Source organism: Chryseobacterium sp. Marseille-Q3244 (assembly GCF_940807095.1).
Taxonomy (GTDB): Bacteria; Bacteroidota; Bacteroidia; order Flavobacteriales; family Weeksellaceae; genus Chryseobacterium.
In genome coordinates, this window is record NZ_CALNWX010000015.1 from 59,312 (window position 1) to 85,423 (window position 26,112).

General features: G+C 34.5%; 20 protein-coding genes and 1 tRNA gene. 12 read left to right on the forward strand and 9 right to left on the reverse strand.

Annotated elements, in window-relative coordinates; genetic code table 11:
* Window positions 1–21 precede the first annotated feature (21 nt).
* Window positions 22–585, reverse strand: coding sequence for a TlpA family protein disulfide reductase (locus NBX25_RS20140; RefSeq protein ID WP_250255184.1), 564 nt, complete (start codon window positions 583–585; stop codon window positions 22–24).
* A 456-nt stretch (window positions 586–1,041) separates the two neighbouring features.
* Here NBX25_RS20140 and NBX25_RS20145 point away from each other — a divergent pair, with 456 nt between their 5' ends.
* From NBX25_RS20145 to NBX25_RS20160, 4 genes are all read left to right on the forward strand, one after another.
* Window positions 1,042–3,375 (forward strand): TonB-dependent receptor, encoded by a 2,334-nt coding sequence (locus NBX25_RS20145; protein ID WP_250255185.1) that lies wholly within the window; start codon window positions 1,042–1,044, stop codon window positions 3,373–3,375.
* A gap of 3 nt (window positions 3,376–3,378) precedes the next feature.
* Window positions 3,379–4,182 (forward strand): DUF4249 domain-containing protein, encoded by an 804-nt coding sequence (locus NBX25_RS20150; protein WP_250255186.1) that lies wholly within the window; start codon window positions 3,379–3,381, stop codon window positions 4,180–4,182.
* A gap of 223 nt (window positions 4,183–4,405) precedes the next feature.
* A complete protein-coding gene (locus tag NBX25_RS20155; protein ID WP_250255187.1) occupies window positions 4,406–4,804 on the forward strand; it encodes a VOC family protein in 399 nt (132 codons plus the stop codon).
* 199 nt (window positions 4,805–5,003) lie between these two features.
* Complete coding sequence (locus tag NBX25_RS20160; protein ID WP_250255188.1) at window positions 5,004–6,509, forward strand: hypothetical protein; 1,506 nt, start codon at window positions 5,004–5,006, stop codon at window positions 6,507–6,509.
* 477 nt (window positions 6,510–6,986) lie between these two features.
* Here NBX25_RS20160 and NBX25_RS20165 read toward each other — a convergent pair whose 3' ends face one another.
* The 6 genes from NBX25_RS20165 to NBX25_RS20190 form a co-directional block, all read right to left on the reverse strand.
* Complete coding sequence (locus tag NBX25_RS20165; protein ID WP_123908116.1) at window positions 6,987–7,640, reverse strand: response regulator transcription factor; 654 nt, start codon at window positions 7,638–7,640, stop codon at window positions 6,987–6,989.
* The gene (locus NBX25_RS20170) at window positions 7,640–9,229 is read right to left on the reverse strand and encodes a sensor histidine kinase (protein ID WP_250255189.1); all 1,590 of its coding nucleotides are present in this window, start codon (window positions 9,227–9,229) and stop codon (window positions 7,640–7,642) included. Before NBX25_RS20170 ends, NBX25_RS20165 begins: the two co-directional genes overlap by 1 nt.
* A 541-nt stretch (window positions 9,230–9,770) precedes the next feature.
* Window positions 9,771–10,538 (reverse strand): LytR/AlgR family response regulator transcription factor, encoded by a 768-nt coding sequence (locus NBX25_RS20175; RefSeq protein ID WP_250255191.1) that lies wholly within the window; start codon window positions 10,536–10,538, stop codon window positions 9,771–9,773.
* A gap of 3 nt (window positions 10,539–10,541) precedes the next feature.
* Window positions 10,542–11,564, reverse strand: coding sequence for a sensor histidine kinase (locus NBX25_RS20180; RefSeq protein WP_123908119.1), 1,023 nt, complete (start codon window positions 11,562–11,564; stop codon window positions 10,542–10,544).
* Between the two features lie 63 nt (window positions 11,565–11,627).
* Window positions 11,628–12,371, reverse strand: a complete 744-nt coding sequence (locus NBX25_RS20185) for a hypothetical protein (RefSeq protein WP_123908120.1) — start codon at window positions 12,369–12,371, stop codon at window positions 11,628–11,630.
* A gap of 179 nt (window positions 12,372–12,550) precedes the next feature.
* A complete protein-coding gene (locus tag NBX25_RS20190; protein WP_250255193.1) occupies window positions 12,551–13,135 on the reverse strand; it encodes a hypothetical protein in 585 nt (194 codons plus the stop codon).
* A 303-nt stretch (window positions 13,136–13,438) separates the two neighbouring features.
* Between NBX25_RS20190 and NBX25_RS20195 the strand changes: the two genes are divergently transcribed.
* From NBX25_RS20195 to NBX25_RS20220, 6 genes are all read left to right on the forward strand, one after another.
* A tRNA-Ser gene (locus NBX25_RS20195) sits at window positions 13,439–13,523 on the forward strand.
* Window positions 13,524–13,815: 292 nt separating this feature from the next.
* The gene (locus tag NBX25_RS20200) at window positions 13,816–14,031 is read left to right on the forward strand and encodes an Arm DNA-binding domain-containing protein (protein WP_123908122.1); all 216 of its coding nucleotides are present in this window, start codon (window positions 13,816–13,818) and stop codon (window positions 14,029–14,031) included.
* Between the two features lie 856 nt (window positions 14,032–14,887).
* Window positions 14,888–16,429, forward strand: coding sequence for a T9SS type A sorting domain-containing protein (locus NBX25_RS20205; protein WP_250255194.1), 1,542 nt, complete (start codon window positions 14,888–14,890; stop codon window positions 16,427–16,429).
* A 13-nt stretch (window positions 16,430–16,442) separates the two neighbouring features.
* The gene (locus NBX25_RS20210; protein WP_250255196.1) at window positions 16,443–19,859 is read left to right on the forward strand and encodes a hypothetical protein; all 3,417 of its coding nucleotides are present in this window, start codon (window positions 16,443–16,445) and stop codon (window positions 19,857–19,859) included.
* A 6-nt stretch (window positions 19,860–19,865) separates the two neighbouring features.
* Window positions 19,866–23,510 carry a DUF6443 domain-containing protein gene (locus NBX25_RS20215; protein WP_250255198.1) on the forward strand — a complete coding sequence of 1,215 codons (3,645 nt, stop codon included), beginning with the start codon at window positions 19,866–19,868 and terminating at the stop codon, window positions 23,508–23,510.
* A 4-nt stretch (window positions 23,511–23,514) separates the two neighbouring features.
* Window positions 23,515–23,721 carry a hypothetical protein gene (locus NBX25_RS20220; RefSeq protein WP_250255200.1) on the forward strand — a complete coding sequence of 69 codons (207 nt, stop codon included), beginning with the start codon at window positions 23,515–23,517 and terminating at the stop codon, window positions 23,719–23,721.
* Between the two features lie 730 nt (window positions 23,722–24,451).
* Here the strand turns inward: NBX25_RS20220 and NBX25_RS24840 are convergent.
* Window positions 24,452–24,619, reverse strand: a complete 168-nt coding sequence (locus tag NBX25_RS24840; protein ID WP_349815591.1) for a pentapeptide repeat-containing protein — start codon at window positions 24,617–24,619, stop codon at window positions 24,452–24,454.
* Between the two features lie 78 nt (window positions 24,620–24,697).
* Between NBX25_RS24840 and NBX25_RS20225 the strand changes: the two genes are divergently transcribed.
* Entirely contained in the window at window positions 24,698–24,988 is a 291-nt protein-coding gene (locus NBX25_RS20225; protein WP_123908127.1) for a DUF1272 domain-containing protein, read from the forward strand.
* Between the two features lie 76 nt (window positions 24,989–25,064).
* Window positions 25,065–25,673: a hypothetical protein gene (locus NBX25_RS20230; protein WP_250255202.1), complete on the forward strand. Its 609-nt coding sequence runs from the start codon at window positions 25,065–25,067 to the stop codon at window positions 25,671–25,673.
* Window positions 25,674–25,711: 38 nt separating this feature from the next.
* On the opposite strand, the gene NBX25_RS20235 is transcribed toward NBX25_RS20230, so the two are convergent.
* Window positions 25,712–26,068 (reverse strand): VOC family protein, encoded by a 357-nt coding sequence (locus tag NBX25_RS20235; RefSeq protein WP_123908129.1) that lies wholly within the window; start codon window positions 26,066–26,068, stop codon window positions 25,712–25,714.
* Window positions 26,069–26,112: the final 44 nt, after the last annotated feature.

Here is a 26,112-nt window from a genome sequence, read left to right on the forward strand (position 1 = left end):
CAAAGTGTTTATTGTCCTTTTTTATTTCAGTAAAGAATCAATTTGCTGGTAAAAAGAATCCTTGCTGTAATCTGCCACTCCGGTGTGATGAAGGCGGATTTCTCCTTTTTTATCCAGTACAACAGTAGTTGGCAACGAACCGTTATAAATTTCTCCCGGAATACTGCCTGCAGGAGTTATAAAAGGAACTGTAAATCCTTTTTCTTTTAAATAAGCTTTTCCCAAATCGGGGTTATCGTCAAGATTTATCGTGAGGAATATGATATTCGGATGGGTTTTGTATCGGTTATACAACTTTTCAATTGATGGAAACTCAGCCCGGCAGGGAGGACACCATGAGGCCCAGAAATTAATAAAGACCACTTTATCTTTCAGATCAGAGGGATCAATAAGCGTCCCATCTTCATTTTTTAGCATCAAGCCTGTATAAGCTACAGCATTTCCCTGTTTCTCCACGGATTCAGAAATACTGGAATTGAGTATTCCTGTGGATGCGACCTGTCTCATCAGCCATGCCTTCGCATCCGGATTTACCAATATGATAATGAACAAAACCGTTAATAGTAGAGTGGAAAGATTACTCATGACCCACTTTTTAAGATTATCCATACTCTTCATCGTTCTTTCCAGGCAAGATAAGTTTAATATTTGGATTAAGGAAGAGTAAAAATCTTTTACTATAACACCTCATTTGAATCTAAAACGATTAAAATATTAAACAATTTTATTTATTTTATCATTAAAAAATCAAATAAATGAATAAAAAACCATCATTTTATTCACTTGCATTTTTCATTATCATAATTAGTTTTTCATTCAGTAAAAACACAACAACTTAACATCTAATCAATTTCCAATATCAAATTCTTACAATCTTTAGTATTAAAATCTCCAAAAACACTCATTAACAACACAAAAACCACAATTTTTTCACCAAAATGGGGATTTTGCCTGTAACTAATTCCTTATTCTTTCAACTAATCAACTGGAAACAATAACTCCGTTCAATATAGAAGAGATCTACTACTTTAAAAAAAACTAATGCAAACATCTTTTTTCAAGATTACCGCAGCCACTGCTGCGCTCTGTTTCAGCACTCTGGTGATGGCCCAACAGCAATCCCGCTCCATAAGCGGAACAGTGAAAGATAAAAAAAACGGCGAATTGCTGATTGGTGTAACGGTAAAAGTAAGCGATGATCCTTCGATTAACGTTGTAGCCAATGAATATGGATTTTACTCCCTATCAGTGCCTGAAGGAAAACATACCATCATTATTTCTTATCCCGGTTACAAGGATTTTGAGCAACAAATCAACGTTGATCAGAACATGAAACTGGATATTCTTCTTAACCAGGAAGAGCAAAAATCCAATACGATAGATGAAGTAGTTGTTTCCGGGATTAAAAAGGATAAAAATCTTACCAGTGCCCAAATGGGAACTGAAACTTTAAATATCAAAAGTATAGAGAAACTTCCTGTTTTATTTGGTGAGAAGGACGTTATGAAAACCATACAGCTTCTGCCGGGTATTAAAAGTAACGGTGAAGGAAGCAGCGGCTTCAGTGTAAGAGGGGGTGCTACAGATCAAAACCTGATCCTTTTGGATGAAGCTCCGGTGTATAATGCGTCACATTTACTTGGGTTTTTCAGTACATTCAATAGTGATGCTTTGAAAGATGCCAGCATCATCAAAGGAAATAGCCCTGCTCAGTATGGAGGACGCCTTTCTTCAGTAATGGACGTGAAAATGAAGGATGGAAATAACAAAAATTATAATGTAAATGGTGGAATCGGACTGATTAGCAGCAGGCTGAGTGTGGAAGGGCCGATTCAGAAAGAAAAATCTTCTTTTATTGTATCCGGAAGAAGAACGTATGCCGATTTATTCCTTAAATCTTCTAAGGATTATAAAGACAATAAATTATATTTTTACGATCTTAATCTGAAAGCCAATTATCAGATCAATGAAAATAACCGTATTTATATTTCGGGATATTTCGGAAGAGATGTATTAGGATTGGGAGATACATTCAATACCGATTGGGGAAATACTACTGCAACATTACGATGGAACAGTATTATCAACAGTAAGCTTTTCTCCAATACATCTATTATCTACAGTAATTATGATTACAAGATTGGCCTGAAAAACAACGAGAGCGAATTTAATTTAAATTCAAAGATTCAGGACTGGAATCTTAAACAGGACTTTACCTGGTTTGCAGGAAACAAGCATTCTGTACGATTCGGGTTGCAGTCTATTTACCATACTTTGACACCAAGCAGTGCTTCCGGAACAATTGTGAATTCTTATTCAAGAAACCCAAGATATTCATGGGAAAATGCCCTGTACATCAATGATGATTTCAAAGCAACAGAAAAGCTTACCATTAATTACGGAATGCGACTTTCCTTCTTCAGTGTATTGGGTGGCGACACTTTCAATACTTACGAAAACGGAGAACTTACGGGAAGTCAATATTTAGAAAAAGGAAAATTCGGAAAGACATATACTAACCTTGAGCCGCGTATTACAGCTAATTACCGCATTAATGAAGTAAGCAGTGTGAAAGGAGGATACTCCAGAAACACCCAGAACCTTCATCTTTTGAGCAACAGCAGCAGTGGAAATCCTACCGACCAATGGATTGGAAGCAGCTATTCGGTGAAGCCTGAAATTGCAGATCAGGTGAGTGTAGGCTACAGCAGAAATTTCAATAACAACAATTATGAATTGAATGCTGAAATTTATTATAAATCCATGCAAAACCAGATCGATTTCAAAAACGGAGCCCAGATTGGCTTCAGTACTGCAGCAGATGTAGAAGGTGAGTTATTGTTTGGTAAAGGAAGAGCTTACGGACTGGAACTTATTGCCAAAAAGAAAAGTGGAAAACTGACTGGTTGGATCTCTTATACCCTATCTAAAACTGAAAGAAAGATCGACGGAATTAATGACAATCAATGGTACAATGCCAGAATGGATAAAACCCATGATATTTCTATCGTTGCCACTTATCAGCTTAACCCAAAATGGACCCTTTCCGGGTTGTTTCTTTACAGCACAGGAAATGCAGTAACCTTCCCTGTTGGAAAATATGAACTGAACGGGCAGACGGTATTCCAGTATAACAGCAGAAATGCTGACAGAATGCCTGCATATCACAGAATGGATCTTAGTGCCACCTACGAACCGGAATCGAATAAGCGTTTCCGCGGATCATGGACATTCGGAATTTACAACTTGTATGGCCGTGAAAACGCCTACACCATTACTTTCGAAGACAATCCAAACAATCCGGGAACAACCCGCGCTATGCAGACTTCCCTATTCCGTTGGGTCCCTAACATCACTTACAATTTCAAATTTTAAATCATGAAAAAAGCATTCTTTATCATATTATCTGCCATTGCATTAACTTCTTGTGAAAAAGAGATTGATCTGGATCTGGCTGATCAAAGTGGAAACATTGTCATTGAAGGAAATATCACCGATAAAAATGGATCATATACCGTAAAAATTACCAAATCTGTTGGTTTTGCCCAACCTAACCAATATCCGGCTGTTACGGGAGCCCAGGTTATTCTAAGTGATAATACAGGACAAACAGAAACACTGGAATATGCAGGAGGAGGAGAATACAAAACGAGTACTTTTCTTGGAGTACCAGGCAGAACATATACTCTTAAAGTTGTAGCAGAAGGAAAACAATATACTGCTCAAAGTACTATGCCTAAGGCCGTTGAACTGGAAGGTCTTGTACAGGATACTTTTATGTTCGGAAGTAAGAAGACCTATACTCTTCTACCTGTTTTTACAGATCCTGCTGAATTAGGTAACCGATATCTTTTCAGTTTTACCATCAATAATTTACCTAAAAAGTACATCAGCGTACTTTCTGACAATTTAAACAACGGATTACCCAATCAATGGACTTTGGGACTTCCTAATGATGATAATAAAGGTAGGGATCACGAAGTGGTCGTTGGTGATGTTATTGATGTTGAAATGCAGTCTATTGACACCAATATATTCACATATTACAGTGCTCTTCTTAAGATCTCAGAAGGATATGGAGGCAGTGTTACCCCTGCTAACCCGCCAAGTAATATCAGTAATGGAGCTTTAGGATATTTCTCCGCACATACTGTAAGATCTATGGTTACACAGATTCAATAGATTTTCTATTATTACAATAATAACGGTTATTCCAGTGTATTGGAATAACCGTTTATTTTTTTACGAACTGGTGTAAAATTATTCTATCCCAGACGTTAAGGACTACAGTTCTAAAATGAAATCCAATTTTCTAATCATTAGTGACATTTCAAAATCCTCCTGACATCCTGTTGTCATACTTCATACTTAATTTTGTACCCAATTAATGTAAATACAAGATTATATGAAATTAGCATCGTTAAGAATCATTACAAAAGACATCCAGCAATCAGTTATGTTTTATGAGAAAGCAACAGGATGTACGGCTCAATGGTATACGGAAGATTTTGCTGAACTTAATACCCACTCTATTACGATAGCCATCGGAAGCACGCGTACCATGAAAATGTTTGGAGGAGAACATCTTACAGCATCTAAAGGTTTTACCAATACCATTATCGAGTTTTTAGTAAATGATGTTGATGGCGAATATGAAAACATTAAAAATCTGAGCCATCATATTGTACAGGAACCTACAACAATGCCTTGGGGGAATCGTTCTCTCCTTTTCTGTGATCCGGATGGGAATCTGATTAACTTTTTTACCCCTGTAAGCCCTGAAGCGATTCAAAAATTTAGATAAAATATAAAAGGCTGGGAAGCCGGAAGATGAAGGATGGAAGTTACTTTTAGCCTATTAATGAATAAAAGTAACTTGTAGCACTTAGGTAGAAAAGTGAAGTGGTTTCCGGTTTTCTTTCCCTTTAAATAGAGATATATTCTTATTGATTTTATTTTTCCGATTGCGCTATTTTTCGTAAGTTGAAACTTCAAACCAATCCATGAAATATATTCTCCAGGCCTTTATTGGTCTTTTTCTCTTACAATCTTGTGAGTCAGATGAGTTAAAAGTAAGCTTTAAAACAATCGAAATCAATATTCCGGGGAGCTTAGGTCCTTCTTTAAAACATGGTTCAAAATATTATTGTTATTTTGAAAAAGACAATCCATTAGGTTCCAACACCATTGTAGATTTTTATATTCTGGATGAAAATGGAAAAACAGAAGCCCATATTCCTCCCCCACCCATTTTATTTTCAGATTATAACTTATCTGTAAAGAATGATACTGTTTTCACCACTCATTACAATAATTATTCTGCATTCTATCTTGATGAGAAAAAAAAGAAATGGATAAAAACCCCTAAGACACCGGATATTGTTTTTAAAGATAAAAACTATACAGTAGTCAGCAGTACTTCAAATATCGGGTGCTATAAAATAGGGTTCATAGATCATACAACACGACAGCAGTATGAAATCTACGCGGAAAACCCAATGATCAATCCATTGAACAATGCTTATTATATAACCTCTACAGATTATATTTTAAAAATTTCAGATCCAAAGAAAATGGAAATAGCAGGACAGTCAACTTCCAAGGATCATTATTGTACAACACAACATATTGACTCTTTGAAGGGAGCTGAAGTTCAATATAAAAATGAACTTCCCACCATGTACAAATTTTCTATATCGACATCATTTGTTGTAAAAAACCAACTGTATCACTTATATTCAGAAGATGGTACCACCAAAATTGCAGTTTTAAAAAACAAAGAACTCTTCCCTGTTTTTGAATTTAAAGACGATATTCGCCCCTACCGAAAACATTATGACGGTATGAGTTTTATTCCGGGGAATGAATATCAAACCCTTCGGTTTTCTACAAATAATCCCCATACTTATGGGTTGATTGAAATTGATAAGAATAAGTTCAATGTGATTACATTCAAAAATAAATATCGGGAACCTATACTGGGTGAGCCATACACAAAAGCCTGGGTTGAGAAAAATTTCATGGATTTTTATACCCATTTTAATACACTATCCATCAACCAAACCGATCATATTGAACAAAAAGAAAATGCATTGAACCTAACTCAACTTGGATTATATAATGGCTTCCCTACCGTGCCATCTGATGATTTCCCTACAGTATATCAAAAAGTTGAAAGGAAGTATATTCATTTAATAACCTCCTATTATTATTCTCATCAAAACAAATCATTAAAACTTATTAAATTCGAATGGGTACCACAATCCTATTCAACACTCTCCAATGAAGATGATATCAAGGTCCGGGAATCTCTTGACACCCAAAAAATATTTAAGAGCAAATATAACTGGCTTCATGCTTTTCTGAAACAGAAATTAGGAGAACCTATTTCTGAAACCACTAATGGCTCTTCCTATATGACTGCTAAGTGGGAAAACGGAACACAAAATATTGAATTGTCTTATTATAACACCACCACCCTTACTTTGTACAAAAAACAAAAGAATTAATTATACTATTTTCTTACTTATAATTTTTTCACCCATACTCATAAAAAAAAGGAGGCATTTATTGCCTCCCTTTTCTTTTGTACTCGTAACCCGACCTTGAATTTCTTTATATTTATTTGTGTTTTTTTCTTATCATTTGGTTTTTTTCAAGAAATCCACGTGTAAGGTCATTCATACACTTCTATATTAATTTCATCACTTGCTATCCCTCTTCATCACTTGTGTTCTATATAACTATTGTGTTTTATATAATTATAGTTTATTATTTTTACAGTTATTTCATTTTACCCGTTATTATGAAGTGAAAAAACTAAAAAAAGCAATTACATTTCATTTGGTAAATTTTATACTACAAAGTAACGACATCGCAGGATAATATCATCTATAAAACCCATAGATACATTTCCGATGCGATATAGATATTTATCGATAAAACAAGTTGAACACTTAAGAAGCGTAGAATAGACCGGAATAAATCTATATTTTGTGATGTATTTTGATAAGATCAATCAGCTCTACAATATTTTCTATTTTCAGCTTTTCAAAGATATTTTTTTTGATTGTACTTACCGTATTTTGCTTTATATTTAAATTATTCGCAATTTCCAGATTTCCATATCCTTCGGCATACAGTTCTGCAATCTGCAGTTCTCTTTTGGTTAAGCTGCTCAGTGGGCTTATTACATTAGGGTCGTAGATAAATTGTACCAATAAATTTCTTGTCAGATCAGAAAAATACTCTCCTTTTTGAATAAACTGAGAAACGGCATCTCTTACTTCTTCCTCTTCACTTAGTTTACTCAGATAACCATTGGCTCCTGCTTTTATAAACTTAAGCGCATACAGGTCTTCTTCAAGTCCTGTAAAAATAAGAATCTTGAGATCCGGATTTGCACTTTTCATTTGTGGTAAAATATGCAGACTGTTTCCTTCGGGAAAATGGGCATCAATAATGGCCATTTCAATTTCCTTTGTCTCTATCAGCTCTACGGCTTGCTGTAAAGAAGAAGTATGGTATACTTTAGCATTAGGAGCAATATCACTAATAACGATCTCCATTCCCTGTCTTACGATACTGTGATCATCTGCTAAAAGGAATATGATTTCCCTGTTTTCAATTGGCATTTCCATTATTTATTATTGATATTTAAATTGATTCTGAATGTCACCTGCGTTCCTTTATGTAACTTACTGGAAACCGAAATCTCTCCATCAAACAATTCTACAATTTCCTTAACAAGGTTCAGCCCTAATCCTACACCTAGATTATCTACCTCATCTGAAACGGTTCCCTGATAATAAGGATCAAAAATCTTTTTCAGATCAGATTCCGAGATTCCTACTCCGGTATCTCCTACTGTTGTAATCAAGGTAATTTTATCATTTTCTAACGGTTCCGTCGTCATGACAAGATCTACCTTCCCGTTTTCTGTATACTTATTCGCATTGCCCAGAATATTCATAAAAATCTGGTTAATTCTGATATTGTCTGAAAATACAACAACTCCTTCAGGAATTCTGTCTGTTACGGCAAACTTATTGTTCCGGGTTTCCAGATAAGGAGAAATAACCTTTACAATAGAACCGATTTCCTCTTTAAGATTAAAGACAGACTTAATCAGTTTCTTCTCGGCATCCTGATTCTTTGTGTACTCCAGGATCTGGTTAGATTGCAGAAGCAGCGTGCTGTTGGTAAATTTAATCGACTTTAGATAATCTTTGATTGTCTCATCACTTGTTGATCTGTAAATCTTATCAATAAAAATATTAATGATCTTCAGCGGAGATCTTAAATCGTGGCTTAGCATCCCCAATATTCTGTTCTTGAAATTCAGATTATTTTTAATTTCTTTATTGGCAGCATCAAGTTTCCTTTCATAGATGAAGGCAACCCTTGTAAAGTACATAATCAGAATGGATACAATGAACATTAAAACCATCAGCCCAAGCACAAGATATCTTCTGATTTTATTATTGTCGGAGCTTTGCTTGGTATATTCTTTTTCAAGTTCAGATTTGAAATCTTTAATGGCATTTTCATACACATCAATCAAACTATTACTGTATACCAATAGTTTACTGAAATTGCTGTAAAACTGTATATTTTCATGCTGATTTTTGATCGCATATTGCTGCGCTTTCTTTACTTCCGCTGCATAATGTTTATCCATCGACTTTAAAGCCTTATCCATTTCAGTCTTTACATTGGAAATGTCTATGGTTTTATTATTCGTTAAAGTAATGACTGTACTTTCTTTCTGAATATTTACTTTTCCTGTGATAGCATCTTTCAAACGCCCCATGAAACCTTTCTTCTTGATCGTATCAGCATAGGTATGGGTCTGAACATTGAGATTTTCAAAGTCATTCTTATATTTTGCCGGCTCATACTGCTTATCCTCAATTTTTGTAGGGGGCTTCAAAGAAGTTTCGTATACAGAATCTATAAGGGATTTCAGCTTAGTTACCTTCAGGGTATCCATTTTCTTCTGGGCCAGGGTCTTTTTCAATCTTGGGCTTGTATTTTCATACTCCCCAATCTTATCAAAATTCTTTTTAAGCTTCCTTAATGATTCAAAATAAAGCTGCAGATCCTTATTATCCTGGCTCACCATGTATCTTTGAAGATGCTCCTGTGCATCTATGAAATCTTTTCTTGAATTATCGGTTAGTCCACCCAGAGCCCTGCTTTCCTCCAGCTGCGTCTTGATAAACTGCAACTTTTTCTCATTTACAAACTCATTGTAAAAAAATACTCCTATAATTACCTGTATTAACAAGATACATATAATCAACGAGTAATGAACAACCTTCCTCAATTTAAAATTTAAGAATTTATATTTCATATCTACTGCCAGGTAAATTAACCTTCTGTTTTTCTTAAGCCTCTTTTATTAGTCTTAAACAATATAATATTATTAATAAAAACTTAATAATCATCATATATTGTTCAATTAGCAAAGTTAAATTAATTTTCGTCTACTTAATAATATAAAATTTCTGATAAAAACAGGCAATTCAAGATCTAATTTACATCAAAAAGCCTATAAAACCTAAGCTTTTCATTAATGTAATTATTTTTTTTAGAATAGATGTAAAAAAAACACCCCTATCAAAAATATTTTGAGAGATGTTTTCATAGGGATTGGGACCTACAAATAATGGACAGAATTTTTAATAATTTAGGATTATTAAAGGGGTTTGAATTTCATCTTTTCATACGACATTCAACAACGTAGAATCTTTCTCACCAGCATCTTATTACTCCTCAGCCCATTTACGAAAAGCTGCAGAATTTCCCTGGCTTGTAATCAGATGATTTTGAAATCCTTTCATCTGGATAGCCAATGTATTCTTATTATACCGTTCCACTCTTTCAACATGTTGTTTGTGGACAAGCTGACTGCGGTTGATTCTGAAAAATTCTGAGGGATTGAGAAGTGCTTCTATATCCTTCAACGTAGATTTATTCAGTAAATGCTTCTTACCGAATATATCAACAGCGAAGATAATCCCCTCATCCGCTTCAAAAAAGACAATATCTTTCGTATTCAGAAAGTAAATCCCCCCATGAGAGTTGACTGTAAAACGTTTTTTAGACTCTTTCTCCAGTTGATTATTGCTTAGTAGCTGCTGAAGCTTAGTCAGTACCTCATTTTCTTTAAAATCTGATTTTTTAAACATTAAGAATTTATCCCACGCTTTTTTAAAACGGTCCTGAGTAAAGGGTTTTAAGAGATATTCAATCCCGTTGCTTTCAAACGCGTTCATCCAGAACTGATCGTATGCTGTGATAAAAATAATCGGGCAGGTAATACTGATCTGATCATAGATCTCAAAAGCATTTCCATCCAAAAGCTCAATATCTGAAAAAATCAGATCCACTGCTGAATTTTTCAGGACCTCCACGGCTGCTTCTACCGTATCAATTTCAGCGACCAGCTCCACTGGCAACTCCAACTCACTGATAAAGCGCTTTAATTTATTTCTGGCAGGGATTTCATCTTCAATAATAACAACTTTTATCATATTTTATTCCGGGATTATAGGAATTATAGCCGTGAATTCTGTTTCTGTTTTTACAATCTCCAATTTTTGATCGGTCAGTACCAAGTATTGTTCTTTAAGGTTATTCAAAGCTCTTCCTGAGATCCTTTTGACGCTTCGTTTAGGAATTATATTGTTAGTTACAGTGATACCATTTCTTACAGAAATAGTAATAAGAACAGGATTAGATTGACTTCCCAGATTATGCTTAACTGCATTTTCCAACAATATCTGCAGAGAAAGCGGAACTATATTTCCTGCTATATTTTCATGATCTATTTGCAATGCATAGGCATTTTCATATTTGTACCATATCAGGTTAAAATATTTTTCAACGAAAGCCAATTCTTCCTTTATTGAAACTAGCTTTTTATCAGAAGCCTCCAAAACATACCGGTAGATTTCCGCAAATTCATTTAGAAAATCGGAAGCCTTATGCTTATCTTCTTCTATCAACTGATCCAAAATATTAAGGTTATTGAACAGAAAATGAGGATTAAGCTGGGTCTTCAGCTGATTGATCTTATTTTCGGACAACGCATGCTCATACAATAACAGCTGTTTCTGGTACACCACATTCTTTTTATAATAATGATAAGCCAGAAAAAAACTTCCATAGATAAATCCGTCTATCAGATCAGAAAAGATGGAAAAAATAAGTGTTTCCCTGTTAAAGTTTCTCTCAACAGTTCCAAATACCAGTGCAATCAGAAAACCTACCATTTTCATCACCAAAAGGTAAACGAGGAGTGAGGAACTGAATATCTTAAGAATTTCTTTTATCTTGAAAGTAGATGACCTCTGCCAGTTTTTAATAAAGAAATCAATCACAAAAAACAGGATACAAGCACTCACAAAGTTAGCGACAGCCGCTTCAGGTGTAAAAATATATTGATTCAGCGTTCCTCTGATAGCAATCCGTACATGAATAGACTGTACATAGGCAAACAAAAGAACAAACAGCAGAAAGTATCTGTTTTGATGAATTTGTTTTGAAATGTTTTTCATACAGCTATCAGTTATCTTTCACAAAAATAGCCCTATATTTTTTACAGGGCTGATTCTTACTCATTATTTTTTCTTTTCCGGAAATGAAGCGGTAATATTTCCTTTATCATCCATAAAATCCAGCTTGGCTTCATTATTTTTATCTACACAGAATCTGGCACGCGGCAATCCTTTGTTATCAAATAAAAACAGTCCATTATTTTCATCTTTCGTCTTTCCCAACATCATACGAGGCGCTCCTCCAATGAGTTCCTGACTCTCATATTCTTTATATTTTTTCTGAAAAGCTTCAGGATTATTTTCCAGCTTATCCAGCTCTTGCATAATTTCGCCTGTTCTAATTTGAGATTCCTTTGAAGGGCGATCATTGAAATAAAGCCCGCTGGATACTACTCTTTTATCACCTTTCTTATAATCCTGTGTCAACAATTGCATCACCTGATCTCCATCATATTGATCATAAGTGAGAGATAATCCTGAGCTGTGCCCGTTTTTATTTTTCTGTCCATCATAAATAAAACCACCACATTCAATTCCTTCTTCATTGAAGAAAAGCATTCCGGAACGCTTCTTCCTTGTTGTATTGGGAGCACTTCCATTTACTTTTTCTTCTCCTGTTGGAAATCGGTCTACATTGGTAATAATCATTTTTACAGTTCCGTCTTTTTCCACCACGTTGATTCTTTCCACATCAATTTCTGCAAATTTCTGATGCCCATCTGCTTTGAAAGCTGAAGCGGTTAAGAAAATGATTCCAATGGCTGCTGTAAAAGCAAATGTTCTTAAAAAAATTAATTCTCGGTTCATGATAGTATATTGCTATTGTTTTTGTTTTAATAAATCAAAGCTATTGCAACCACACAGCTTACACAATGAAAAAACAATGAACCAATGAAATAAAGAAATGAATAAAGGAATTTAGGGAATAAATAAAAAGCTCCGACTTATTTTCATACATCGGAGCTTTGTTTTATTGTTAGAATGGTTTACAGATTAACGTTATCTAAAAGATTTTTCAGTTCTTCAAGGGAGATATTATCCCCGGAAGCCACTACTCCATATCTGTTTCCTTCCAAATATTGAATACTTGTCATTTTATCATTTTCATACATACTGTGGTCAAAGTAAACGAACCAGCCTTTATAATTTTTAATGTTGGTTTTATCACCTGGCTCTTCAATTGATTTGAGTTCAAGATAACTTAAAAGACTTCCTTTAACCTGCTCTGCTCCGGCTCCGGCACCATCTGTTACCATTAAATAAACACTTTGAGATCCTTTTGCATAATTTGCCGTAGCATAAGATCCCGTTTCTTTGTCTTCAAAAGCAGTAACTTCAGTAAGCTTAAATCCGTTAATTTCTTTTTTAAATTTACTTTTAAAATCATTTGAACTGATAGGTTTCAGTTTCTTCAGATCTTTAGCCAGTTTCTCAACTTTTATGGAATCAGAATCATTCTGTATCATTTCTATCTCTTTTTCCAATGGCTGATTGGCAAAAACAAGATTAGATCCTAAAGTACATGTGAGTGCAACACTTAAAATACCTGCTCCCAGATAAGATAATTTCATAAATAATTAATTTTTTTTAGTCCCACAGGCATTGCAAAAAATACACCAAATGAAAACTCTTAGATCAAATTCTATTTCTTATGTTTTTTTCTCTCAAATACAGAATCATTTCCTCTCAAAACCGGATAAACAGGAGCAAATAAAGAATTAGCCGAATCATTTTATAGGAATTAACAAAAATAACTATTCTGATTTTTAGTTGATTATTAAGCTTTGTTAAAATTTGTATGAAAAAAGTTTTGTGGGAATTAAAAATCGTCCTATATTTGCACCACTGAAAACAACGATACAATCGGAGTTGAAGGAGAGTTGGCAGAGTGGTCGATTGCGGCAGTCTTGAAAACTGTTGACTGTAACAGGTCCGGGGGTTCGAATCCCTCACTCTCCGCAAGATGTGAAAACGAAAGTTTTCAAAAAGCATCAAAAAATAGATAAATCCTGCAAAATCAATGATTTGCAGGATTTTTTTGTTATAGCAAATGCTGTAATTTCCAAAAATACTCCAAAAGTTTGTGGCAATTATGTGGCAATTTTTAAATACATGACAAATTGCCACAAAAATAGAATACAAAACACCATAAAAACACTTTTAATTAATTTATAATGAACGTGTTGCAAATCTAAACATCTTGATTTGAATGACTTTTAGCTTGACATTTAACCCTTAAAAATGTTGAATTATGTTAGTCGAACAAAGCTATGGGCTCACCTTCTTTTTAAAGAGCTCGAAAAATGAAAAGATTCGCCACATTTATGTGCGGATAACAGTCGATGGTATTCCAAAAGAAACCTCTACCAAAAGAAAATGGTATCCCGACAGGTGGGATCAAAAGGAAGGCAAAGCTATTGGGACGAAAGAAGATGCCAAAACACTCAATACTTTCCTGGAATCATAGTAGGCCATTAAAAAAGTGTTGGATTGTGTTTTTATAATAGGCTTATTGTTAGCTGTGCAGTAAAGGAGATTCCCTTTAAACATAAAAAATAAAAACAAATGGCGCTTACGGGGAATGTTGAAAGGAATATAAGCAGGTTTTGATACTTTAAGATGCGCTAGGTCAATAAAAAATGGCTTATTGATTACCCTCTGGCTAGAAAGATGCACATTTTCTGATACGTAGTTTTTCTTTTCATCGGCAAATGACAATTCATATTTACACCAGTCAGGTAGGTGGCTAGGCCCTTTTAATGGGCCGCTTATACTTAATTCCAAGGTATATGGCGCTTCCATCAGATCTAGTTAATTGTGATTTGCTTGTATTCATTATGTTAAAATTAAAACAAATAATTTGAATGTCAGTAATTAAGCTTAATTAATTCTCTGAATGGTGTAAAATTTATTTTGCTTTACAGATCTTTTTTACTAGTTAGCCTAATAACTAAGGTTACTTAATCTACGTGAATTTTGCAATAATAATATCATGACAAATTTATTTTATCATTATTTTACAAGTATTATGCATAATAATTATGACATTGATAAATATTGGAATAAAATAATGAATTGACTTGTTTGTTTTTTTTTATAGATTAGCTGTCGGAAAACAATAACCTGTGACTAATATTCGTAATTACTCCTCAAGATCTGCATTAAGCATTATTATTAAGATTTATTCCCTGATTTTTCTTATACAATCCTAAAATTTAAAATATATAATACGACGAGATCTGTCGCTCAACCTATTTATTTTTGTTGCCTCTTCAAAAAGTAAACAACTTAATGCGTTGATATTATCAACCGATAAACTAACTATGAAAAAACATTTACTCTGGGTATCATTTCTCAGTATGACCCTTCAATTGCAGGGACAGGAAGTCCTTTGGCAAAAAGACATCAAATCCTCCACTCAGGATTTTCTTAATCAGGTTACCACAACGATAGACGGACAGTATTTGATTTCCGGAAGTTCAATACAGTCGTCTAGGATAGCTGAACAAGGTAAATCAAATAATGGATATGACCTTCATCTGGTTAAATTGAACCAGCAGGGAGAACAACTATGGGAAAAATATTTCTCAGGAAATAAACATGATTACTTAGCTGCCACTGTTGCCACTCAGGAAGGAGGTTTTTTGGTTGCCGGGACTTCTTATTCACAAAAAGGTATTGATAAAAAAGATGATTCCAAAGGTGGATCTGACATCTGGCTTATCAGACTTAATGAATTTGGGGACGAACTATGGCAAAAAAGCTTGGGAAGTCCTTCTGATGAACAAGCCAGAGCCGTAATTCAATCTACAGATCTTGGATTTTTTGTTGCTGGAAATGTTCAGAATGCACCTAGGGGTTACGGATCTAAAGATGCATGGATTATAAGATTGGACAAAGACGGCAAAGAACTTTCTCAATTGATATTAGGAGGCAAAGGACTTGACGAAGTGGAGAAAATGATTCCTACCAAAGATGGTGGCGTTTTACTCGGCATCTATTCCAGAAGCACTGCTAACGGATCCAAGAAAACCGAAAATTATGGTGAGGGTGATTACTGGATTGTAAAATTGTCTAAGGAGAATAAGATTGAGTGGGAAAAGAATTTCGGAGGAAAAGATGATGATCATGTAAGAACCCTGGCTTTAACTTCAAATGGTTTTGTCATTGGTGGAGAATCCAGATCAGAACAATCTGGAAATAAGTCTGTTGACTTGAAAGAAGGAACTGATCTTTGGTTTATTTCCTTAAACGAACGAGGTGAAGAGCAATGGCAAAAGTCTTACAGTTTCAAAAACCGTGATGTTTTGATGGGAATGAATATCATTCATTCTTCTGATGACAAATCATCAAAAGGAATTTTATTAGGCGGATATACCCAGGCTGAAGGAAGAATTGAAACTGATGATGAGACTTTCTGGATGTTATACCTTGATGGTAATGGAAATGAGCAGTGGAGAAAACATGTCAAAGGAGAATCCAGAAAAAGAGAGGAAAGACTTTCAGATCTTAAATTAAATAAAGATGGCTCTATTATTCTTGCCGGAACAAGTGCTGAAGAATTAGGCAAAGAAAACTGGAAAATTGTCAAACTTGGAGATAAACAGGTCAAAGACCTTGTCGAGAAATATGATATCAAGATCTACCCTAATCCAGTATCTGACTATGCCTATGTGGAAATCGGCTTTGAATTTAAAGAAGCTGATATTTTTTTATATGATATGAGTGGAAGGCAGCTTCAGAATCTAAAAACAAAAAATCCTGTTACTAAAATTAATACACAAGCTCTTGTACAAGGTGCTTATCTGGTGACCATAAAAACTGACAATAATAAAACAGCAAATGCAAAGCTGATAAAAAAATAGACAAAGATTAGAAATGAAAAATATATTATTGATTACAGTATTGCTTATACATTCTGTAATCTTTTCACAAAGTTATTTAATACCCTACATTCCAAAGGTACAATCTCCCAATGCATATAACTTAGGAATGTATGGTAACTATCCCATTGATCCTTCAACTGGAGTGCCGAGAATAGATATCCCATTGTACACCATCAAAAGTGGAAAATTGTCCTTTCCCATTTCAATATCCTATCATGCTAGCGGTATAAAAGTAAATCAGGAATCATCGACTGTGGGGTTAGGATGGGTTTTAAATGCAGGAGGAATGATACAACGAAACCTAAGAGATGTTCCTGATGACAAACCAAGTAATGGATTTTTAGCAGTAGGTAATAATATCCCTGTTTACAATGACATTGACCAACCTCTAATTTCAGGAGCAGGAATAATTGGAAATAATCCAACGATTAAGAGCTATTACAATAACAGCGCCAACGTAATGGAAGAAGGTCCAAACATATTGCACAAAGATACATCTCCCGATTTTTTCAATATTGTAACTAATTTAGGTCTTTCTGGTTCATTCTGCTTAAACAATAGCGGACAATTTGTTAGCAGTGAATTAAATCCTCATAAATTGGATATAGACTTATTAGGTGCATTAATGAATATCACGGATGAAAATGGAAACACATACAGGTTTGGAAAAGATTTTAAGAATAATCTTAAAACTGAAATGGTGTATGACACCAAAATTCGTATTGATAAATCAAATTCCGGGACAACTTATGATGTACAACCTGGCTTCTATGACTCATCGTGGCAATTGACGGCCATTATTTCTGCGGATAAAAAAGATACCATTCAAATTGAATATAATAAATATAGATCTAAGAACTATTTTACACTTGCCTCAGAAAGTAAAACAAACGTAATAGCGATGGATCCCAATCATCAAGGAGGCTACGGAAAGCAGTATTTAGACACAGAAGTAGATGCGTATGTTATAAGTAAAATTAAATACAGAGATGGTTATGTACAGTTTTTAATGAATGATGACCGCCTGGATATCCATCCTCTCAGTAACAAATCTCCACGTATTTCGGGATTAGTGGTATATGACCTTCAAAATAGAATGATTCAGAAAGTTACTTTTGAGAATAACGATTATTTTGAAAGGCCCAAAATTGCAGACATAAACTACCTATTTCAAGAATATTATAAAAAGAGTCTTAAGCTAAATGCTGTAAAATTTTATGATCGACAAAACACTTTTGTAAACCAATATCAATTTGGATATGATTATTCCACACCTTTACCTGCAAGGGAATCTACTTATGGAATCGATTTTTGGGGATATTACAATGGAAAAAATAGCAATACTACTCTACTGCCTACTGTATTGTTTGACAATGTAGTAAATGCCGGGACATTGACAAATGAAAATCGTCAGGCTGAATTTTACTTCATGAAATCAGGGGTTCTTAATAAAATTATTTATCCTACAGGTGGTTCGACTACATATGAGTATGAACCTAACTTCTTTTTGACCAAAGAACAAGGTTCCTCTTTAGAGGTTTTTGATGGAGCTGCAGGTGCATATGCATTAAAGAGCGCTGCTACATGCATAGAATTTGGTCCTGAAGAATCACCCCATACTATAAAGGAATATAATATTACAACACAGGCTTTTGGGGTTATAACATTTGATATTATGCTATCCGGTCATTATAGTTTAGGCCAGCCACTAACAGCCACTATTGAAGTTGACGGGCTGACCAAAACAGTAACACACGGTCCAACTGGATCAAGTAATATAAAAACCGAGACATTTACTTTTGTTATTCATCAGGGTTCTCACATTAAAATCGATTTGGATACAAAGAATGCGACTGGTCCTTCACCTGGAAGCCCGTGTAACAGCCCTTTTATTTCGGTTTCTGGCAGATATAAATATTATGCACCTGTTCCCTCTGAAAACATTGTACCTAAAGTGGCTGGAGGTTTAAGGGTGAAAAAAATCCTAAATATGGACAGTAACAATACAGTATTAGCCAAAAAAACCTATAAGTATGGATCAAAACAAATTAATAGTATTGGAGTAGGTAAAATACTTACAAATCCATTTGAATTTGAAAATTATTATAAACGATATACACGTTTTAATGTAAATGCTACTAACTATACAGCAGAAATGAATGTCATAAGTTCAAATCCAATGGTGGAAATATCATATAGTAATGGATCACCAGTATTTTATGACAAGGTTACTGAATTTATATCTGATAAGGACCAGGAAAATATTAAGCTGGGAAAAAAAGAATATTATTATGAAGAAAAGGGGGTTGATAGAATATATACCAGTAACACTTTGGTTCCATACCCAAGATATATTTATCCTGACTGGAAGAAAACAAACCTAGTAAAAACCATTACTTATAAAAACGATAATAACATTTATTTTCCAGTGAATAAAGAAACTTATCAATATTCAAAAATGAATGAAAACAGAATAAGAACACTCAATATTTTTGAGCGTGATACAGAGGCTCTTTCATATATTACCTCAGGGACGACTGGGACGCCAGGGGTAACTACGATAGGAGGCAATCCTGAAAGATTCTATTATTTCAATGATTACGTTTCTGTTGGTAGGCAGTCCCTACTTAATAAAGAAGTTACGGATTATGTATATGGATCTCAAAAAGATTCTCTTACGACTAAAATAAATTATCAGTATACGAACCCTCTGCATTATCAAATAACAAGAGAAACAACAACATTTCCAGATGAGTCAGTAAATCAGAAATTACTGTCATACGCCCATGATAAAAATAATCAAAAATTGGTTATGGCTAATATGATAGGTTTTCCATTAGAAACCACCTTGATAAAAAAAATGAATATTTCAGATTCAGGAAAAATAATCGATAAAAATGAAGTAAAATATGAGAACCCCAATGATGTATATCCAAGTTCTGTGTTATCTTATAATCTTCAGAATAATGCTTCGATGATAGATGCCACATTTGATTCATATGATGCGAATGGAAATCTTCTGCAATACACAACTAAGGAGGGTATTTCGACGGTAATTATTTGGGGCTACAAAGGGACTCAGCCTATTGCTAAAATCGAAAATGTAAAACTTGCTGATATTCAATCATCATTGATAACTTCTATTATGAATGCTTCTGATTTGGATGGTAATGCAGGAGCTAACAATGATGAAACAACACTGCTAAATGCCTTCAAAAACTTCAGGAATAATTTACCTAATTATCAGATCACTACATACACTTATGATCCAATGGTTGGGGTACGAAGTATCACAGCACCATCTGGTATTAGAGAAGTATACCTATATGACACAGCAAACAGGCTTGACAAGGTAGTTGATGCAAATGGAAAGGTATTGAAGGAAATGAAATACAACTATAAAAACTAATAATTGATGAAAAAATTAATAATCCCCATAGGAATTCTTTTTTTAGCAGTTACCCTACAGGCACAGGTTCAATTGCCTAGTGGTCTTACAGGTTTAACGAATGAGAATTATATTTATAGCAGAACTTATCTTGAGGCAAAAACTCAGAGTGACGCCAATGCCAGACAGATACAGAGTGTACAATACTTTGATGGGCTCGGAAGACCCAAACAAATCGTAAACGTAAAAGCCTCTCCGTTGGGCCGGGATGTGGTAACCCACATTGAATATGATCAATTTGGCCGACAGGTAAAAGATTATTTACCTGTTCCGCAAGCCAATACTTTGAATGGAGCAATTGTTCCCAATCCTTTGGTCAATGCCACTCAGCCTGCTTTGTATGGTTCTGAGAAAATTTATGCCGAAAAGATATTGGAGAATTCCCCATTAGACAGAATCCAACAGCAGATACAGGTGGGTAATGATTGGTCAAATAAACCTGTTAAATTTAAATATGAAGCAAATGTTGCGGGGGAAGTAAAAAGAATTACAGCCACAGCAACATGGTCAAATGGAACTACCGCCTCTGTTTTGGATGCCACTATAGTGAACTATCCAGCCAATCAACTGTATAAAACCATAGTTACTGATGAGGACGGCAATCAGACCATTGAATTTAAAAACGGTCAGGGACAGGTTATTCTGGTCAGAAAAGTACTTGATACATCGCAAAATGCAGATACCTACTATGTCTATAATAACTTTAACCAGCTCGCATTTGTGATCTCTCCAAAAGCTGTAGTAGCTATCAATGACGTGCCAGCAGGAACTGCAATACCTGTCAATATTTTAAATGAGATGTGCTACCAATACCGTTATGATGGTAAAAACAGGCTTGTGCTTAAAAAACTTCCGGCTAAAGGCTGGGAATATATGGTGTATGATAAGGCTGATCGTGTGATCATGACCCAGGACGTCTTGATGGGAGCCAATAAACAGTGGCTTTTTACCAAATATGATTCTTTTGGAAGAATTGCCTATACCGGAATTTACACCTCCACTCAGGACTATGGGCCTGCAGGAAGAGCTGCTGAACAGGAATTGGCGGATGCCTTAGTAGTCAATAAAGTAACCAGGACTTCAGTAATAAGTTTTACGCAGAACGGAATGCCCGTATACTATGACAATACAGCTTCCAGCTATCCGCAGGCTATCACCCAGCTTTTAAGTGTCAACTATTATGATACCTATCCTGGATATGATTTTACCCCAGCTTTTCCAGGAGATATTCTGGGGGAACCTACTTTGTCTCAGGATGTCAATGCGACAGCAGATGGAATAAGCACTAAGGGACTTGCGTTAGTAAGTCTGTTGAAAAATGTTGAAAACGATAATTGGACTAAGAACTTTAATTACTATGACCGCAAGGGAAGAATTATTGGAACCCATTCCATTAATCACCTGGGAGGATATACCCGAAATGAATCTCAATTGGACTTTGTCGGAACTCCCTTAAAGATAAATACTGTTCATCTAAAATCTTCGGGAGTACAGGCTGTTATAATCAAAGAACGTTTTGTATACGATGCCCAGAACAGGCTAAAGCAGCATTATCACCAGGTAGATAGTAATCCGGAGGAATTATTGGCAGATAATACCTATGACGAATTATCGCAGCTTTCCAATAAAAAGGTAGGTAACAATCTACAAAGTATGGACTATGTCTACAACATCAGAGGTTGGCTTACTGATATCAACAAAGACGACATGGCTACGCCTAATCTGGGAGGAAAGTTGTTTGCCTATAAAATAAAGTACACCCAAAGAGAGGGAATTACAAATCCGGACCCTGCTTTATTTTCTGGTAAAAATGTAGAATCTAAATTTAATGGGAATATCACAGAGGTAGACTGGAGAGCTGTGGAAAATGTAGGCGCTAATCCGACTATAACTCCAAAACGCTATGGGTATGTATATGATAAACTTAATAGATTAACAGCAGGCTATTATCAAAATCCACAAAATCCGAACAGTAAGGAAAATACCGAATCTGTTGATTATGATATCAATGGAAACATTATCAATCTATATCGTACTTCGTTAGTAGAAACCGGAACAACAGCTACTGTCATTGACAGATTGCGATATACATATGCAGCAGGGGGCAATAAACTGACCAGTATTATTGATGACCAGCAGAATCCCACGGGCTATGAAGGTGGTGGAAATACAATTATCTATGATTTCAATGGAAATATGACCAATATGAAGGATAAAAATATAGGGAAGATCAGCTATAATTTTCTTAACCTTCAGAATAAGATTGAAAATATAAATGCAACATTGCCAACAATAACCTATCTCTATAGGGCTGATGGTAGTAAATTACAAAAGTACTATCTGTCTACAGAATGTGGATTTGCAGGCTGCAATATGATCCCTATTTATACGGATTATCTGGATGGTTTTCAGTATGTCAATAAGGGAAATCCTATTGGCGGCGGTAGTTCTGAAAGTTTTGCACTGAGTCAGGAAACTGATAGGGCGATGGAAATACAGGCATTTTCTACTGATATAAGTACACAAAAAGTGATAGCATCAGGGCTACGTTTTTTTCCAACAGCAGAAGGTTTTTATGATTACGGTTTAAAGAAGTATATTTACCAGTACAAGGATCACCTTGGAAATGTGAGAAAAAGTTTCTTAAGAAACAGCGAAGGTGCTCTGGAAATAACCGATAGCAATGATTATTATCCTTTAGGAATGAATCATCTCAATACAGGAAATGCATTTTTTGGACGTGATACCTACCAAAACTATAAGTACAACGGCAAAGAGCTGCAGGAGACAGGGATGTATGATTACGGTGCGAGATTTTATATGCCGGATTTAGGTAGATGGGGTACGGTGGATCCATTGGCAGAAACTTCGAAAAGATGGAGTCCTTATACTTATGCATACAACAACCCAATCAGATTTATTGATCCTGATGGTATGCAAAATAAAGACATCCACCTTTTGGGAAATTTAGCAGATAAAGCACTTGAGCAATTAAATGCAAATAGTAGCCTTGCTATGACTAAGGATTCCAATGGAAAATTAGATACTGCACGGCTAAGTAAAAGCGCCTATAATAAGTTATCAGATACGGATAAGGTGTTATATGATGGTATAAAAAATAGCCCAAATACTGATTCTAGAATTTATGCTGATAATAATAATATAGCACCGGATGGAGGATTGATTCCAGGAGGATCCTTTGGTGGAGCTAAGTATGATTCAGCAACGGAAATTAGTACAGGAACTCAATATACAAATCCTGATGTATTAGGAAATGCGGAAAGTTTTACAGGAACTCAAAAAGGAACTGGAATAACACATGAAGTTGTCGAAAATGTGCTGATTACACAAGAATCTTTAAATACAAAAACAGATGTTACAATAAAAACAGCATTAAATCCTAGCCCAATATTTGATAAATTCCATGATCAAACAAGAAGTATGATGCCATATGATAATTTAGTCATATCAGCTAGGACAAGATTTGAGACTGTTGGGACAATGACAAGAAAGTATTATGAAGGTTTTGCTGGAAAAAAAGATGTTAACGGAAAAATTCAGACACAACCTTTGTATAAAGTTTATTCGGATGATAAAAAATTAAAAAGATAATTATATGAAAAATATATTTTTTTTATTTTTCTCCTTTATTTGTAGTTGCCAAACAAACAATGTAATTGTTAGTTCTAAGCCTGTTTATATAAAGAGAAAAATAATTTCCTTTAAAGAGAATAATGAAGTTAGGGTATTAATAGCTGACAATAATGATATTATAGAAGTATTTAAAGAAAATATGTCTAATAAATGTAAAAAATTAAATTAGGAAAAAGCTATTCTTTAAAAATAATTCCAGTTAGTGATTTAATACAACACGGTGTCGAATCTCCAAATGAATACATTTTAAATGATTCAACTACAATTAATTATAATCATTATTATACTTTAGAGAAAAAGCAAAATATTTGCATAACAAAATAGTTCAGATGTTAGACGTTACTATAACTATACGTACAATGGAAAAGAACTTCAAGCGACGGGTATCTATGATTATGAAGTAAAGATGTATATAGTGGATTTAGGATGAGGCGGCTTGTTTTGGTATAGTAACGATCTTTCTGAAATCTTACTAAGTTGTATAAGTAAAATAATGAAAATACATCATGATGCCATAACGTGACGGTGGTTCAAAAGTTTTAAGCTTCGTAGTCTAACACTTATTTAATAATTACTATATTTGTGATATCAAATTAGAACGTTCTTTAAATCTTTTTGTTAGATTTTGTAGATTAAAATATTAACAGAGCTGTGGCAAATTCGTGCCTATCGTTGTAAGAATAATTGAAAAGTATTTCATTTTCAATTGATTACATTGAAAAGTTCGAATCCCTCACTCTCCGCAAAAAAAGCCTTAGAATTTTATTCTAAGGCTTTTTATTTTTGGGGAGGCAAAGATGGAATCAATTGCATTGATTCTTTCTAAACAGATGCATAACCTATGACTTTATCAGCAGTTTTTATAACAATTCCTAGCTTTTCTTTGTTTTAATATAAATCTATATTTTTATTACACTCCCTCCCTTTAATCCGGCATTCTCAACATTCACATTCATGAAGGGTTGCCCATCAAGACAAAGATCATTCATATCTGGAGAACTAAAATCAGCATCTTCAAATTCACAGTTTTCAAAAATTGTTTTTCTAAGATTCTTCAAAATAAGCAAGCCAAATATTACAAAATACTACGATCTATCCCCAATTTAAATTAACTTCGTATCACCAATAATCAAAACAACAAATACATGTTAGAGATCAGAACCTGCTGCGAAAATTGCCAGAAACCCTTACCCTACGATTCCTCTGAAGCTATGATCTGTACGTTTGAATGTACCTTTTGTAAAGATTGCGTTGACCATATTTTTAAAAATGTATGCCCGAACTGTGGTGGTGGATTAGAAAAGCGCCCCATCAGACCCAAAAGTCTTCTTACAAAATATCCTGTAAGTTCAGAAGTGGTATATAAACCAATTAACGAAGCTGAATTCAAAATTAAACAAGAAAGATTAATAGACATTCCTTTAGGCGAACGATAAAATCTAATCGTCATAGATTGACTTCCATTTGCATACACCACCATCTACAATTAAATCCATTACTACAGATTAAAACATGAAAAAATCATCACTGTATATTGTCTTATTTCTTCTTTTATCAACAGTGAATGCCTATTCCCAAAAAACTGCAGATAAAGAGAATTTTACATTTCAGGTACAAAATGAAGAAGGAGATATGAATAAGGATAAGTGTAATGACAAAGTGGTTGTAGAAATGGATTTGAAGGATGAAACCAGACCCTTAAGATTACAGATATTTCTCTCACAACCTAATAAAAAACTTCAGCTCGTAATATCCTCTACCAAAATCATTGAAAGCGAATATCCCACCTATAAAAAAGGAGAGCATAACGGAAATAACATTCCGTATTTTATTATTGAAGACGGAAATTTAAAAATGCTCACCAATATTAATAACCGGAAAAGCAGTTATGAATTCAGGTTGAAGCAAAATAATTTTGAACTGATTAAAATATCAAGGGTATCCTGGGATGGAAAAAATACTACGTCCGAAACAGAAATTGATTTACTAGCAAAAACTAAATTAGAATTTCAGCAAGAACTAGGTTCAGATAAAATTTTAAATAAAAAGACTCAAAAAATCAAAATCAATGCGTTGCCGAAAATTCACAATCTAAGTTTTTCTGATTTGGAAAAATATTAAAATATTCTATTTAATATCTTTCGGGACCAAATAAATGCTTAAAATTCAGGAGCCTGTACAACACAAAAGGAATTACCATCAGGATCAAGCAAAACTACATAGTCTGCATCTTGTTCATAATCCCAATCTTTCATTCGTGTGGCTCCTAAGTTGAGTAGCCGTTCTACTTCTGTTGCCTGATCGTCTGTTATCAGATCTATATGATGCCTTTTCGGCTCCGATGAAGTAGTGAGTTTTAATGAAAGTTGAATCCCCTGTCCGGTCTTGGAAATCAGAATGGCAAAATCAGGCTCAGGTTCTCTTTTGAGCTTATAGTGCAAAGCTTCAGACCAAAAAGCTATAGCTGTATCCATATTTTGTACTCCCCACACAATTGACAATATCTTTAAGCTCATATTTTCCTCTTATTATATAAATTAGTATTTTTTTCATATACAGA